This window comes from Thiothrix caldifontis (genome assembly GCF_900107695.1).
GTDB classification, from domain to species: Bacteria; Pseudomonadota; Gammaproteobacteria; order Thiotrichales; family Thiotrichaceae; genus Thiothrix; species Thiothrix caldifontis.
In genome coordinates, this window is record NZ_FNQP01000013.1 from 31,626 (window position 1) to 46,545 (window position 14,920).

13 protein-coding genes and 2 pseudogenes are annotated in these 14,920 nt (G+C 49.1%); 11 read left to right on the forward strand and 4 right to left on the reverse strand.

Annotation, left to right across the window (positions count from 1 at the left end; translation table 11 throughout):
* Positions 1-15: 15 nt before the first annotated feature.
* Positions 16-1,023 (reverse strand): annotated as a pseudogene (gene glcE / locus BLV87_RS11815) (glycolate oxidase subunit GlcE); the annotation flags it as partial.
* Positions 1,024-1,035: 12 nt separating this feature from the next.
* The gene (locus tag BLV87_RS11820; protein WP_093068933.1) at positions 1,036-2,505 is read right to left on the reverse strand and encodes an FAD-linked oxidase C-terminal domain-containing protein; all 1,470 of its coding nucleotides are present in this window, start codon (positions 2,503-2,505) and stop codon (positions 1,036-1,038) included.
* A gap of 150 nt (positions 2,506-2,655) precedes the next feature.
* Between BLV87_RS11820 and BLV87_RS11825 the strand changes: the two genes are divergently transcribed.
* The 8 genes and pseudogenes from BLV87_RS11825 to murB all read left to right on the forward strand — a co-directional run bounded on the left by BLV87_RS11825 (position 2,656) and on the right by murB (position 9,429).
* Positions 2,656-3,555 carry a DMT family transporter gene (locus BLV87_RS11825; RefSeq protein WP_093068935.1) on the forward strand — a complete coding sequence of 300 codons (900 nt, stop codon included), beginning with the start codon at positions 2,656-2,658 and terminating at the stop codon, positions 3,553-3,555.
* A gap of 676 nt (positions 3,556-4,231) precedes the next feature.
* A pseudogene (locus tag BLV87_RS19840) lies at positions 4,232-4,357 on the forward strand (SEC-C metal-binding domain-containing protein); the annotation flags it as partial.
* Positions 4,358-4,369: 12 nt separating this feature from the next.
* Complete coding sequence (locus BLV87_RS11835) at positions 4,370-4,729, forward strand: diacylglycerol kinase (protein WP_093068941.1); 360 nt, start codon at positions 4,370-4,372, stop codon at positions 4,727-4,729.
* A gap of 155 nt (positions 4,730-4,884) precedes the next feature.
* Positions 4,885-6,330, forward strand: a complete 1,446-nt coding sequence (ccoN, locus tag BLV87_RS11840; RefSeq protein WP_093068942.1) for a cytochrome-c oxidase, cbb3-type subunit I — start codon at positions 4,885-4,887, stop codon at positions 6,328-6,330.
* Positions 6,331-6,347: 17 nt separating this feature from the next.
* Positions 6,348-7,106, forward strand: a complete 759-nt coding sequence (gene ccoO / locus BLV87_RS11845) for a cytochrome-c oxidase, cbb3-type subunit II (RefSeq protein WP_093068943.1) — start codon at positions 6,348-6,350, stop codon at positions 7,104-7,106.
* Positions 7,107-7,154: 48 nt separating this feature from the next.
* Positions 7,155-7,382, forward strand: a complete 228-nt coding sequence (locus BLV87_RS11850) for a cbb3-type cytochrome oxidase subunit 3 (RefSeq protein ID WP_175517922.1) — start codon at positions 7,155-7,157, stop codon at positions 7,380-7,382.
* Between the two features lie 2 nt (positions 7,383-7,384).
* A complete protein-coding gene (gene ccoP, locus BLV87_RS11855) occupies positions 7,385-8,335 on the forward strand; it encodes a cytochrome-c oxidase, cbb3-type subunit III (protein ID WP_093068944.1) in 951 nt (316 codons plus the stop codon).
* 83 nt (positions 8,336-8,418) lie between these two features.
* Positions 8,419-9,429 carry a UDP-N-acetylmuramate dehydrogenase gene (murB, locus tag BLV87_RS11860; RefSeq protein ID WP_093068945.1) on the forward strand — a complete coding sequence of 337 codons (1,011 nt, stop codon included), beginning with the start codon at positions 8,419-8,421 and terminating at the stop codon, positions 9,427-9,429.
* Between the two features lie 20 nt (positions 9,430-9,449).
* Here murB and BLV87_RS11865 read toward each other — a convergent pair whose 3' ends face one another.
* Both BLV87_RS11865 and BLV87_RS11870 read right to left on the reverse strand, forming a co-directional pair.
* Positions 9,450-11,267, reverse strand: coding sequence for a response regulator (locus BLV87_RS11865; RefSeq protein ID WP_093068946.1), 1,818 nt, complete (start codon positions 11,265-11,267; stop codon positions 9,450-9,452).
* Positions 11,254-12,396 (reverse strand): FIST signal transduction protein, encoded by a 1,143-nt coding sequence (locus tag BLV87_RS11870; RefSeq protein ID WP_093068948.1) that lies wholly within the window; start codon positions 12,394-12,396, stop codon positions 11,254-11,256. The genes BLV87_RS11865 and BLV87_RS11870 overlap by 14 nt, the downstream gene beginning before the upstream one ends.
* Positions 12,397-12,647: 251 nt before the next feature.
* On the opposite strand from BLV87_RS11870, the gene BLV87_RS11875 reads away from it, so the two are divergent.
* Genes BLV87_RS11875 through BLV87_RS11885 form a run of 3 tightly spaced genes read left to right on the forward strand, consistent with a single transcriptional unit; the run spans position 12,648 to position 14,898 of the window.
* Positions 12,648-13,556: a PhoH family protein gene (locus BLV87_RS11875; RefSeq protein WP_175517926.1), complete on the forward strand. Its 909-nt coding sequence runs from the start codon at positions 12,648-12,650 to the stop codon at positions 13,554-13,556.
* On the forward strand, positions 13,553-14,011 hold the full coding sequence (gene ybeY, locus BLV87_RS11880) for an rRNA maturation RNase YbeY (protein WP_093068951.1): 459 nt from the start codon (positions 13,553-13,555) through the stop codon (positions 14,009-14,011). Before BLV87_RS11875 ends, ybeY begins: the two co-directional genes overlap by 4 nt.
* Before the next feature lie 14 nt (positions 14,012-14,025).
* Entirely contained in the window at positions 14,026-14,898 is an 873-nt protein-coding gene (locus BLV87_RS11885; RefSeq protein ID WP_093068952.1) for a CorC family transporter, read from the forward strand.
* Positions 14,899-14,920: the final 22 nt, after the last annotated feature.

The following is a 14,920-nucleotide window of genomic DNA, read 5'->3' on the forward strand; positions in this document are numbered from 1 at the left end:
CGCTTGTTTCAAGCGCTGTTGCACATTGCGTAGATTATCGGCGAGTGGATGGAAGGGGTTAACCCCCGGCAAACTGCCGCGATACACTGTGGCGTGACCGTCGCCTTTGTGTGCAATGTTGCGGATCAGGTTGACCGGAATATTGGTGTAGACCCAGCGTTGTGAGCCACCCCATTCCACCAAGGAGTTGCCTTCCAGACGACTGATGACGTTGGTGGCAGGCGGGAAAGATAAACGCCACAACGGGCGGTCGTATTGCTGGAAAAATTCGTGGGTTTGGTTGCGCAAGGCTAACCAGAATTCATCGGCATTATTAATCGCTTCGCCACCAATTTTACGGTGTGAGGCAAATACATGACTGGGTACGCCACTCAGCCGCAGGTAGAGGCAACCGTCAAAATAACAAGTGGCGCTCAACGGAAAAGTGGAGCGGCGCATGGTGGTGGTTAACTCAAACGCTTCTTCGCTGGGCATTTCCAGCGCTAGGGTCAGTTCGGTAACGGGGCGCGGCATGACTTTCAGGGAAACTTCCAGAATGACCCCAAGTGTTCCCATAGAGCCGGTAATCAATCGCGAAATGTCGTAACCCGCAACGTTTTTCATGACTTGCCCGCCAAAGCTTGCCACTTTGCCGTAGCCAGTGATTAGCTTCACGCCTAATACATGGTCACGCACCGAACCTGCCCAAGGGCGGGCGGGGCCGGATAAACCCGCAGCGACTACGCCACCGATGGTAGAGGTTGCGCTGAAGCAGGGTGGTTCAAATGCCAGTTTTTGCCCATTGGCAGCAAGCAAAGCTTCAATGTCTTGCAAGCGCGTCCCCGCGCGGGCGGTGATACACAACTCCGATGGCTCGTAAGCCATCACGCCTGTATGGGGGGAAACGTGTAAGGCGGTGCCTTGGGTTTCGTTGCCGTAAAAGGCTTTACTGCCACCGCCGATGATGGTTAACGGTTGGTTTGCAGCAATCCCTGCTACGACCTGTTCTTGCAATGTTGAGGTTATATCGTTATCAGCAATCATATCAGGCCCGAATCAAAATCTTGGCAGTTCAGGGTGGGAAAGCTGCCCGTGATGGACATGCATTGCACCCAGTTCTGCGCAACGGTGCAAGGTAGGGACAGCTTTTCCGGGGTTTAGTAATTCGTCAGGGTCGAATGCACGTTTGACAGCGTGGAAGACTTCGAGTTCTGCTTCGCCAAATTGCACACACATCGAGTCCAGCTTTTCATGCCCAACGCCGTGTTCGCCCGTAATAGAGCCGCCCACTTTAACACATAATTCCAGAATATCGGCACCGAAACGTTCGGCTTTTTCCAATTCACCAGTGCGATTGGCATCGTAAAGAATCAAGGGATGTAAATTACCATCACCCGCGTGGAACACATTCGCAACCCCTAAGCCGTATTGCTGCGAATAGTCATTAATTTTGTTCAATACATGCGCCAGATGTTTGCGGGGAATCGTGCCATCCATGCAGTAATAATCGGGGGAGATACGCCCCACGGCAGGGAAAGCGGCTTTGCGCCCCGCCCACAAACGCGCCCGTTCAGCAGCAGTTTTGGCAATGTGAATCGTGCCTGCTCGGTGATTTTTGAGAATGGCACTGACACGGGCGACTTGTTCGCTGACTTCATCTTCGGTGCCATCAAGTTCACACAGCAAAATGGCGTTGGCGTCGATGGGGTAGCCTGCGTGGATGAAATCTTCGGCGGCACGAATCGCGGGGTTATCCATCATCTCTAATCCAGCGGGAATAATGCCTTTGCTGATAATCGCTGCCACGGCATCACCGGCATCATTCACCGCTGCGAAATCTGCCATTAACACCTGCACCGTATCGGGTTTTACAGTGAGTCTGACCAATACTTCGACGACCACCCCCAACATGCCTTCCGAGCCGGTCAGCAATGCCAGTAAATCGTAGCCGGGGGTGTCTTGGCGGTCATTGCCGATGGTCATGAGTTCGCCGTCAATGGTGACGAGTTGAATTTCGAGAATATTGTGTACCGTCAAACCGTATTTCAGGCAATGCACCCCGCCTGAATTTTCCGCCACATTCCCGCCAATCGAGCAGGCAATTTGTGACGATGGGTCGGGGGCGTAAAATAGTCCTAGATGGTCCACTGCTTGGCTGATAGCGAGGTTGCGCACCCCCGGTTGGACACGCGCGTGCAGATTGGCAGTGTCGATTTCCAAAATTTGTTTGAAACGCGCAAGGCTGAGGACAATTCCACCTTCATGGGGCAAAGCACCCCCCGATAAACCGGTGCCAGCACCGCGTGCCACGACGGGTACTTTTAAGCGCGAGCACGTTTTGAGGATCAGTTGCACTTGTTCGGTCGTAGTGGGTAATACCACTGCGAGGGGCAAATGCCGATAAGCAGTTAATCCATCACACTCATAAGGATGCAGATCTTCCTTTGCGGTGAGAATGGCTTCTTCCGGCAGAATATCTTTCAGTTGCTGAAGCAACGCAGGGTTTGGGGTTGTAGCAGTGTTCACTGAATCTTCTGGCCTTGTGGTAATGTGGTACTACTGTAGCGTACTTCCAACAGAAAATTAATTTTAGCGGAATCTTTGAGGAATTGAGAAGTATCTGACTGGTGGTGGCAGGGAATGCGGTGAGATAGACCATCGACTATACTGCGGCGGATGCAAACTTCATTTCTTGACCGTTTCTCTCCCTATTTATTGTTGGTGCTAACGATTCTGTTCTGGGCGGGTAATTTTAATTTGGCACGGGCGATTCATGCGGATGTGCCGCCGTTGGGCTTGTCGTTTTGGCGTTGGGCGGTGGCTGCGTTGCTGTTATTGCCGTTTGCGTGGGGTTCGATGCGGGCGGCGTTGCCGTTGGTGCGTGAACATTGGCGCTTGGTGCTGGCGTTAGCGGTGTTGGGGATCGCGGGTTTCAACAGTTTGGTGTATGTCGGCTTGCAAACGACGACAGCGACCAATGGGGTGTTGCTGCAATCGGTTACGCCAATCACGATGATTTTGCTGGCGGGATTGGTGTTGCAGGAAAAAAGTACGCTGGCGCAATGGCTGGGGATTGGCGTTTCGTTAGTGGGCGTATTGGTGATAATTACCAAGGCGGATTGGCAGGTATTGCAGCAGTTGGCGTTCAATCGCGGCGATATGTGGATTGTGTTGGCAACGCTGGATTGGTCGTTGTACACGGTGTTGCTGCGCAAGTTGCCGGAAGGTTTGAAGGGAATGCCGATTCTGGGGTTTTCGATTACCTTGGGAGCGTTGGCGATTTTGCCGTTGTATGTGTATGAAAGTGTGACGTTTCAGACCATGCCGGTGACGGAGGTAAGCCTAGCGAGTATTGCGTATGTGGCGGTATTTCCGTCGTTATTGTCGTATATGTTCTGGAATCATGCGACGCAAAAGCTGGGGGTGAGCCGTACCGGGCAGTTCAGCCATTTGATGCCGGTGTTTGGGATTTTGTTGGCGACGTTGTTGTTAGGGGAGCGCTTGCAGTTTTACCATGTGGCAGGGATGATATTGGTCGTCGTAGGTTTGGTGCTGACAAACAGGAAAAGGATTTGACGTGGATAAGAAAAGTATTGTGAAAATTTTAGCCTCTCTCGGAGAGCCACCGGATAACAAGCCTTGGCGCGACTATTCCCGTTATGGTTTTACGGCGGCGGATGCGTCCACGCTGGTGGAGTTAGTGGCGGATAATAGTTTTTTGGAAAGCGAGAGGGAGGATTATTGGGTTCCGTTGCATTCTTGGCGGGCGTTGCTGCATTTGATGCCTGCGGGGTTGCATGAGCTGATCGGCATTTTCGACGTAGTGGCAGAAGACGATTGGGCGGTGGATGAAATTCCGACGGTGGTGGCTGCGGCTTGTGATGCGGCACTTGATCCGCTGTTGGATTATGTGTTGGATAAGCGTAACGACGAGTTCGCGATTCCGCTGGCGTTGCAGTGCTTGGTGGAAACAGGCAAGCGCCACAGCAAGTTGCGTAAGCCGGTGATTGAGCGGCTGGTGTATGCTTTGCAGCATTCGGCAGTGCGAGATTATGGTTTGCGCGGGTTGATCGTGGCGGAGTTGGTGGCGTTGCGGGCGGTGGAGGCGATGCCTGAGATTCGGCGAGCGTTTGCGGAAGATCAGGTGGATTGGACGGTCAGCGGTGATTTGGAGGATGTGGAACTGGGCATGGGGTTGCGCACGGAACGTGCTACACCACGCCATAACTACAAGGTCGAGCAGGACGACGCTGATGATGAAGACGAAGATGATGCGCAGTTGGTGGAGCAGGTGATTCGTGCCGAGCCGAAGATTGGGCGCAATGAGCCTTGTCCCTGTGGTAGTGGTAAGAAGTATAAAAAATGTTGTATGCAGTAAGGAGTTATCAACATGGCTTACAGCGGTAACACCGGACTCACCCGTATCATCAAAGCAGCCCAATATTCATGGCAAGGTTTCTGTGCCGCCTACAAGCACGAGGAGGCGTTTCGGCAAGAAGTGTGGATTATGGCGATTGCTTTCCCACTCGCGTTGTGGTTAGGTGAAAATGGTGTGGAAAAGGCATTGATGATTGGTAGTGTTTTGCTGTTGCTGATCGTGGAGTTGTTGAACTCTGCTGTTGAGGCTGTGGTTGATCGAACCGGGATGGAACGTCATAAACTCTCTGGTCGGGCGAAAGATATGGGGTCTGCTGCGGTAACAATCGCCATTCTTAATGTCGTTATCATTTGGGGATTCATGCTTTCTTGACCTAAGTCAATTTGAGGGCATTAGACGCACCATGCCCAGCTTGAGTGCGTGTTTTCACACAGTATTAACGTTTTCTTATCCGGTTTTTTACTGTATGCTTGCCGCACATTACAGTGTTTTAATTTTTTCAATCTTGTTAATCCAGAGGGCAAACGATGGCTCATAGTGCTGCACTCTCTTCAGAGCAATACAACTATGATATCGTGAAGAAATTCGCGATAGCTTCGATCATCTGGGGTATCCTCGGCATGACTGCCGGTGTGTATATCGCGTCAGAATTGGCTTGGCCTTTTCTGAACTTCGATATTGCCCAGATCACTTTCGGACGTTTACGTCCGTTACACACCAGTGGTGTTATCTTCGGTTTCGGTGGTAATGCGCTGTTTGCGACTTCTTACTATGTAGTACAACGTACTTGCCAAGCCCGTTTGGCGGGTGGCACATTCTGGCCGAACTTCACCTTCTGGGGTTGGAATCTGTCCGTGCTTATTGCTGGTTTGCTCTATCTGCAAGGTTTCACGCAAGGCCGTGAATACGCTGAACCAGTGTGGTTTGTTGACTTAGCTATCGCGGTGGTTTGGGTTACTTATTTCCTGATCTTCACTGTTACCCTGATGAAACGTAACCAACCACACATTTATGTGGCTAACTGGTTCTACATGTCATTCATTTTGGCGACAGCACTGTTGCACATCTTCAATAACTTGGCGATGCCGATCAGCTTGACATCGCCAGTGTCTTACAGCTTGTTTTCTGGTGCGCAAGATGCGATGACGCAGTGGTGGTACGGTCACAACGCGGTGGGTTTCTTCCTGACAGCGGCGTTCTTGGGGATGATGTACTACTTCGTGCCTAAGCAAGCAGGTCGTCCGGTTTACTCTTACCGTTTGTCCATCATCCACTTCTGGGCGTTGAGCTTCATGTATATGTGGGTAGGTACTCACCACCTGCACTGGACGGCGATCCCTGACTGGACTTCCACATTGGCAGCAACCTTCTCCATCATGCTGTTGATGCCATCGTGGGGTGGTATGATCAACGGTATCATGACCCTTTCAGGTGCATGGGATAAACTGCGTACTGACCCTATCATGATGTTCATGATTACAGCGCTGTCTTTCTATGGTATGTCTACCTTTGAAGGCCCGATGATGTCTTTGAAGAGTGTTAACGCGCTGTCACATTACACTGACTGGACGGTTGGTCACGTTCACTCCGGCGCTCTGGGCTGGGTTGCGATGATCTCGATTGCGTCGTTCTACCACATGATTCCGCGTCTGTGGAATACCACACTTTACAGTATGCAATTGGTTTATACGCACTTCTTCTTAGCGACTATCGGTACTATCCTGTACATCACTGCATTGTGGGTATCCGGTATCGGTCAAGGTTTAATGTTGCGTGCGTTTGATGAATACGGCAACTTGGCTTATACCTTCGTTGAAACGGTTGCGTTCATGCATGGCCCATTGGTAGCACGTGCGGTAGGCGGCTTGTTCTTCTTGTCTGGTATGTTGTTGATGGCTTATAACATCTACATGACCATTTCGCGTGCAAAACAGGAAGAAGGTGTTCCTGCGACTGCTGCTGCTAAAGCGTAATCAGGGAGAGTTGAGATATGTTTAAACACGAAAGTATCGAAACCAATTCGGGACTGTTGATTGTCCTGACCCTGGTTGCTATCAGTATTGGTGGTCTGGTGGAAATCGTTCCATTGCACTACATCAATGAAACTGTGGAAGATGTGAAAGACCCCGCGACCGGTTTGGAAGTTGTGCGTCCTTACACACCGTTAGAGCAACGTGGGCGTGACATTTACATCCGTGAAGGTTGCTACACTTGCCACTCACAAATGATCCGTCCGTTCCGTGATGAAGACCTTCGCTATGGTCACTATTCACTGGCGGCTGAGTCCAAGTATGACCACCCATTCCAATGGGGTTCTAAGCGTACTGGCCCGGATCTGGCGCGTGTGGGTGGGAAGTATTCCAACGAATGGCAAGTGCAGCATTTAAAAGCTCCGCGTTCAGTCGTACCTGAATCCATCATGCCTAACTATCCTTGGTTGACTGAAACGGATTTGGATTTGTCGGATCTTCAAGATCGTATGGTGGCGTTGAAACGGGTAGGCGTGCCTTACTCGCAAACTACGGTTGAATACGAAGATAACGTGAAGAAATTTGGTGAAGAGGTTGCTAAGAAACTCGACATCAATCAAGCAGAGGCTAATCTGATTGCACAGGCTAAAGCAGGCAACTACGACGGTAATCCTAACAACATCAGTGAGATGGATGCCTTGGTTGCTTACCTGCAAGTGCTGGGTACGATGGTTGACTTTAAAAAGTTTGATGAAGACCACTTCATTCAATTCCGTTAATTTTCTGTGCTACTGGATAGTGGCCTCTGTTGACAAGGTGAGGATCAAATGCTGACAGACTTCTGGACATGGATCTTGGATCTAGGTAACAGCAAGACCGTTGCGTTGCTGATCTTTTTTACGACGTTTGTGGGTATCGTCATTTACGTCTATTCTAGCCGCAAGCGTGGCGAAAGGCTTGAGTCTTATCGCTACATGCCGCTGATGGATGAGGATGAAGCAGACAAGCGTGTCAAAGCAGCAGAGGCGGCTTCCCAAGCAAAAGGTGAGAAATAGTTATGGCTACTCCTGTAAAAGACCCTTTGACCGGCGCAGAAACTACTGGTCACGTTTGGGATGATTCGTTACAAGAATTTAACAACCCCCTGCCACGCTGGTGGTTGTGGACATTCTACGGCACGATCATTTTTACTATTTTGTACTGGGTTATGTACCCTTCTTGGCCGATTGGTAATACCTATTTAAAAGGTATTGGTAACGATATTACCTATAAGACTGATGCTGGCGAAGAGAAAACCACCCACTGGAACATGCGTGCACTATTGGCGCATGACATGCAAAACGGTGCAGAAGCGATCAAGCAGCAAGAATACCTCGCTAAAGTTGGCGCGGCTTCTTATGAGCAAATTGCACAAGATCCTGATATGTCTTCTTTCGTGCGTTCTTACGGCGTAGGGATGTTCGGTGATAACTGTGCCGCTTGCCACCAGTCTGGCGGTCAAGGTGTGGTCGGTCAATTCCCTAACTTGGTGGATGATGATTGGTTGTGGGGTGGTGACACCACGGCGATTGAAAATACTATCCGTCATGGTCGTTTGGGTTACATGCCTGCTTACAGCAAAACCTTTGATGAAACGCAACTCAATCAAGTGGCTAACTACGTGTTAACACTGTCTGGGGAGCCAGCAGTAGATGCAGCCGCCGCCGCAGAAGGTCAAAAAATCTTCCAAGGCCAAGCAGGTGGTTGCTACATGTGCCATACAAAGGAAGGCACAGGTATGCACGCACAAGGTTCTGCTAACCTGACTGATAAAGTTTGGACAATTGCTAACCTGCCAGCCGCAGAAACCCCTGAAGCTAAATTGGAAGCGGTGAAAGCCGTTATCCATAATGGTGTTAAGCGCCAAATGCCTGTGTTCGGTAAAGACGGTCGTAACCTGTCTGATACTGAAATCAAAGTATTGGTTGCTTACCTGCAACAAATGTCTGGCGGTGCTACGGCACAGTAAGGTACGCTGTTTTCAGGTATGATAGAGGCCGGATTTGTTCCGGCCTTTTTGCGTTATGAACTTTTAATACAAACGATTTCCACATGAAGATTCGCGAAAATTATTCCCTGAAAGCACTCAATACCTTTGGGTTAGCTGTTAAAGCCCGTTATTTCTGTAGCTTGCACAAGCTGAGTGGAGTACGCACCTTGATGGCCTGGCAGCAGGAACATCCTGATTTACCGCTATTATTTCTGGGAGGCGGCAGTAATATATTGTTCGTCAATGATTATCCGGGCTTAGTCGTGCAAGTGCGCTTGGAAACCTTGGAAGTATTGGGACAGGATGAGAATTACCATTATGTACGTGCGGGAGCAGGCAATAACTGGCATGAATTTGTGCAATGGACTATCGCACAAGGCTTTGCAGGGCTTGAAAACTTATCGTTGATTCCAGGAACCGTCGGCGCAGCACCAATGCAGAATATTGGTGCGTATGGCGTAGAGCTAAAAGATCATGTGTATGAAGTACAAGCTTTAGACTGGCGCACCGCAGAAATCCGTGATTTTAATGTTGAAGAGTGCCGTTTTACTTACCGTGATAGCTATTTCAAATCGGTAGAACCGGATCGTTGGTTGATTGTGGCTGTAGTATTACGTTTGCCGCGTCAGCCACAGTGGAAAATCGACTATTCAGGGGTGAAAGAGCTGTTAGCAGGCAAAATGTTAAATGCGCGTTTGATCAGCGATGCCATTATCAGCATCCGCCAAAGCAAATTGCCAGATCCTGCTGAAATTGGTAACGCAGGCAGTTTTTTCAAAAACCCACTTATTACACCAGCACAATGGGCGGCACTCAAAACGCAATTTCCTGATATACCGGGGTGGCCTCAACAGGGTCAAGTGAAAACCTCAGCGGGTTGGTTAATTGATCAATGTGGCTGGAAGGGTAAACGTGACGGTGATACAGGCACTTACGCCAAACATGCGTTGGTCTTGGTGAATCATGGCAATGCCACTGGTATAGAGGTGTGGAATTTTGCCCAGACGATTATTGCTTCGGTACAGGATAGCTTTGGAATTACCTTAGAGCCAGAACCACGGGTGATTCGTTAGGGGCGGAAGCATGTTCGACCTTACTGTAACCATTGCTCGACAACTTTGAGTAGCTCATCTTGTTTGACAGGTTTTGCCAGATAATCATCCATACCCATTTTTAGGCAGCGTTCACGGTCGCCTTTGAGCGCATTGGCGGTCATGGCAATCACCGGAATATGTTGCTTGAATATGCCCTCTTTTTCCCATTTGCGGATGTAACGGGTAGCCGTGTAACCATCCATTTCTGGCATATTAATATCCATCAACACGAGTTTGTAAGGGCGAGTACGCATGGATTTGAGCGCTAACTTGCCAGTGGTGACGTGATTGACTTGTATATTGAGTTTTTCCAACATGGTGATGGCAATCAGGGCATTGACGGGGTTGTCTTCGGCTAACAAAATCGCAGGTTCGATTGATGCGACAGATTTCAAGATGATATTGGGGAAGGGCAGAGTAGTCGCTGGCGTTGGTTTGGGCTGATTATGGATTGTGTGTCGCCGTAAAGTATCCAGCAATACATCCCGTAAAGTGATGGAGCGCACGGGTTTGGTAACGGCAGCTTGCACGCCTGCTTGCTGCTGCTTTTCGAGTGAAATACCGTAAGAGGTGAGCATTACAATCGGAGTTTGGTCATGGCGGTTGTCACTGCGGATAGTTTTGGCTAACGCGATACCATCCATTTGTGGCATAAACCAGTCCAACAGCATGAGGTCGATAGGTTTTTGCTGAGTGATGGATTCTTCGAGTTTGTGCAATGCATCATGCCCGTTACTAACGATAATGGCTTCGGCTTTCCAAGCTTGCAGGTAGTTTTCCAGAATTCGCCGGTTGGTTTCATTATCGTCCACCACCAGAATACGGCGACCTTCTAAATGGTGGCTAGTGTTGCTTAATGCATGATTTTCGGTGATTGGAAAGGTGATTTCAAACCAGAAAGTTGTTCCCTGACCGGGAACGCTGTCCAGTCCAAGGCGACCACCCATCATTTCAGTAAACTCGCGTACAATGGTTAACCCCAAGCCTGTACCGCCGTAACGCCGGTTGATGGAAGCATCGACTTGCACAAACGATTCAAATACACTTTTTTGCATGGCGAAGGGAATGCCGATGCCAGTATCACGGACTTCAAAACGTAATACGGCTTTGTCATCGCGGATTTCCAGCAATTCCAAGCCGGTATACACTTCGCCGCGTTCGGTAAATTTGACGGCATTGCCGACCAAGTTCATTAACATCTGCCGTAAGCGAGCTGGGTCGCCTTTAACGCGCTCAGGAATGTTTTCGGGGATGTAACATTGAACTTCGAGATTTTTCTCCTGTGCCATCGTCGACATAATGCCGCTGATGTTTTCCACCAATTCACGCGGGGAAAACTCGATAATTTCCAGCTCAATACCTCCTGCTTTGAGTTTGGAAAAGTCTAGAATATTGTTAATGACATCCAGCATGACTTCACAGGATGCATACGCAGTATCGACGAATAATTTCTGACGCGGATCCAGTGTCGTATCTTTCACGATTTCCAATGAACCCAAAATGCCGTGTATTGGGGTACGTAGTTCGTGGCTCATATTGGCCATGAAGCGGGTTTTTTGTTCGGATTTGTGTAAGGCTTCGATACGTTGTTCGGTTTCGGCTTTGAGATCGTCATACAGTTTGCGCATTTCCTGCGACGATACTTCTAGGGAGCGTTCCAGCAAATATTGCGCGTCACTTGTGCCGGTGTACGAGAGGTCGATTTGGTGCAGAAAATTCTGCCATTTATTTTGATCATCCGGTAAGCCATGTTGGAGCAGGCCACTGCGCTTTAATTGTTTTTGTAAGCGCTTATGGAGGGGTTTAACTTCCTTCATACATCACCGTTAAGGTCATGGTTTCGTTGTGCAGGCAGCACTGCCCACCGAGTGCAGTGGGGGCTAATTCACCGTAGGAGTAAAATCCAAGCTGTTGACTACCGCTAGGAAGGTTTTCAAGCGTGGCTTCTAATTCTTGATCAGCGTCATCGCCCATGACGAGCTTGCGTCCTGAGCAACTGATGGTGAGTGCGAAGACGGGGGTTTGTGGCGGTAGGCGATTTGCTAAGCTGCGTGAGGCTATTTCTGCGCCTTCCAGCAAATTATCAAAACTGCCATACATCAATTGAGTCTGATAACCCTGTGGAATATCTGCCACAAACCCTAGGCTGTTATTCGCTTCATCGACTGAAATCACGGTGCGTACTACGTAGTGATCTTTGGTTTGGTTCCAGATAGCTAAGGGAAAGTGTAGGGCTGTTGCGGGTAAGTTATCAGCATGTTCCCCAAGGTATTCTTTATAGAGTTGTAGGGCAGGGCGACCATCAATTTCATACAGAGTATTACCCGCTGAACGAGTAATCATACGTTCAGGGCCAAACGGCTTGAAGCCGTCACGAGCGTAGCTGGTAAAGACGAGATCTTTACCATAAAAACCAACGCCACAGGCTCGCTGTGAGACCGCTTGCCCTTGGTACAATATCCATGTGGATACAAACTGCATATTGTCACTGGCTAAGCCACCGACTACGGTGACGTTGGTTTCATTAATAACCGATGCTATGCCACGAATTAATTCGTGGCCATTGGTGTTAAGACCATCGGTTAGAATAAAAATACCTTTAAGATCAGGTGCATTCAAGTCAGTGGCAATTTGCTTGCCTATTTTAAAAGAATCTTCTAGATGCGGTAATTCAGCACTGGAAAAGGCTAGACGGGTTGTCTTAAAGCAAATAATACCTACCACTAAGGCATTTTCCAGCAAATGCTCGTTGAAAATACCAGCAACAGTGGAACAACCCGCGATCACTGATTGCGGATAAAAGGCATGTAACTGTTCTATAGCAGTTTGGTGGTGTTTGCTATCGGGCGGGCTGAATATCAATACCAACGTCTGGGATGAGTCAACATCAGGTAAGGGTTTATGCCAACCTGTTGCCTGCGTAAAAAAGCTTAGCGTCACTTGCACGGTTGTTTCCCCCGGATGTGCATCGTCATTATTTTGCTATATTGTACTTGGTCAAAATAATATCATAAGATTACGCGCGATTATCCTACCATTTATCGGAACGGTTGAACCTAGGTAGGGCTGTGGCTATACTTTAACTGTCTCCCTTTATGGAATTCTCAGTCTTCTTGACCACTACAACTACTGCTGCAACGGAAAGTGACAGGCACACCGTTCAGTTTGAGCTTGAACCTGCAAATACCGAGCGTTTAATGAACTTGTGCGGTCAATTTGATCAGCACTTGCGTCAATTAGAGCATCGCCTCGGCGTTGAGCTGAGCAATCGCGGCAATTTGTTCCAGATTACCGGAACGCCGCTGACTACACAGTTAACCATCAATCTACTGCACGACCTTTATCGAGAAACGGCGGAAACTGTGCTCAGCCCAGAAAGTATCCATCTGTTTCTGCAAGAAGCCAATCTCGACAAGGTGCAAGCCAATACTGGCGACGATGTGCGCATTCGCACCAAGCGTGGTTACATCAAACCGAAAGGTTTAGCGCAAAGTCAGTACATCCAAAATATCCGCACCCACGATGTTACCTTCGGCATTGGTCCTGCTGGTACAGGTAAGACTTGGCTGGCAGTGGCGTGCGCGGTCGAAGCCTTGGAGCGTGATGAAGTGCGCCGTTTGGTGCTGGTACGACCAGCGGTGGAAGCGGGGGAACGTCTGGGTTTCTTACCCGGGGACTTGTCGCAAAAAATCGACCCGTATTTGCGTCCAATGTATGACGCATTATACGAAATGCTGGGTGTCGAAAAAGTCAACAAGCTGATTGAGCGCAATGTCATTGAAGTAGCGCCGTTGGCTTATATGCGTGGGCGCACCTTGAATGATGCGTTTATTTTGCTGGATGAAGCGCAAAATACCACAACAGAACAAATGAAAATGTTCCTGACACGCTTAGGGTTCGGCTCTTCCGCCGTGATTACGGGTGACATTACCCAGATTGACTTGCCACGCCATCAAACTTCCGGCCTGCGTCAAGCGGCTGAAATTCTGGAAGGTGTTAAAGGTATTAGCTTTAACTGGTTCAGCGGGCGTGACGTGGTGCGGCACAAACTGGTACAAAAGATTGTGGCAGCGTATGAAGGCTTTGAGCGAGAGCGTGCAACATGAGCCTGCAACTTGATATTCAAAACCCTGAAGCTTACCCGACGATTCCTGCTGAAGGCGATTTATTACACTGGGCGCAAGCCGTATGGTCGGAGGATGCAGAAGCCGGTGTGGTGGTGCGCATCGTCAATGAAGCCGAAAGCCAGGCACTCAATCGCGCTTATCGGGACAAAGATTACCCGACAAACGTATTGTCGTTTCCTTACGATGCGCCACCGATTCCAGAAGATGACGATGACATCGAATACCTCGGTGATCTGGTTATTTGTTTGCCCGTGGTCGAGCGAGAAGCAGCCGAACAGGGCAAAACTGCCACCCAACATTGGGCACATTTGCTGATACATGGTTTGTTGCATTTACAAGGTTATGACCATATAACGGACACCGAAGCAGAAGAGATGGAAGGTTTAGAAACCACTTTGCTGCTTAAACTCGGCTTTCCCGACCCTTATCACTGACCTCCAGAGGAACAATGAAAACTGACATAGGTGACTCGCGACCTCGACCGCGATGGAAACAATGGTTAATCAATAAACTCGATCTTACTTCCCAAAGTCGGGAAGATTTAATAGACGATTTACAACGGGCTAATGAAAAAAACCTCCTTCCGGGTGAAACGGTGGGAATGTTGCAAGGGGTATTGGAATTTGGTGCGCTACAGGTACGTGACATCATGGTTCCGCGCTCGCAAATCAATTTCATCTACCATGAAGATGACTTCACCCAAATTCTCGCTCGTATTGCAGAAACTGAGCATTCGCGTTATCCCGTGGTAGATGAAGACCGCGATGATTTGGTTGGGGTATTGTTAGCAAAAGATTTGCTCAAATACAGCGGACGTGAACAAGAATTTGAAATTGATGACATTATTCGCCCTGCATTAATTGTCCCCGAAAGCCAGCGTTTGAATCGGCTACTGACTGAATTTCGTAAAACCCGTAACCACATGGCGGTCGTTATCGACGAATACGCGGGTATTTCTGGGCTAGTGACGTTTGAAGACGTGCTGGAACAGATTGTCGGCGATATTGACGATGAACACGACGATGAGGAAGATATTTCCACCAATATCCAGCCGCAAGGTGACGGGCGTTTCATTGTTGAGGCCATGACCCCGATTGATGAGTTCAATGAGGCGGTGGGAACCGCATTTGATACCGAGGAATTCGATACCATTGCAGGGATTGTGATCCATGAATTGGGCAAAATCCCGCGTCAGGGCGAGGAGGTGGTGTTAATGGGGTGGTTGTTTCGGGTATTGCGCAGCGATTCCCGGCGTATTTTGTTGCTGGAAGTGTTGCCCCACACGGAAAATTCATGTTCTGAGGAAGTGCCTGCGTTATAATCCGCTCACATTTTGCTGCGCT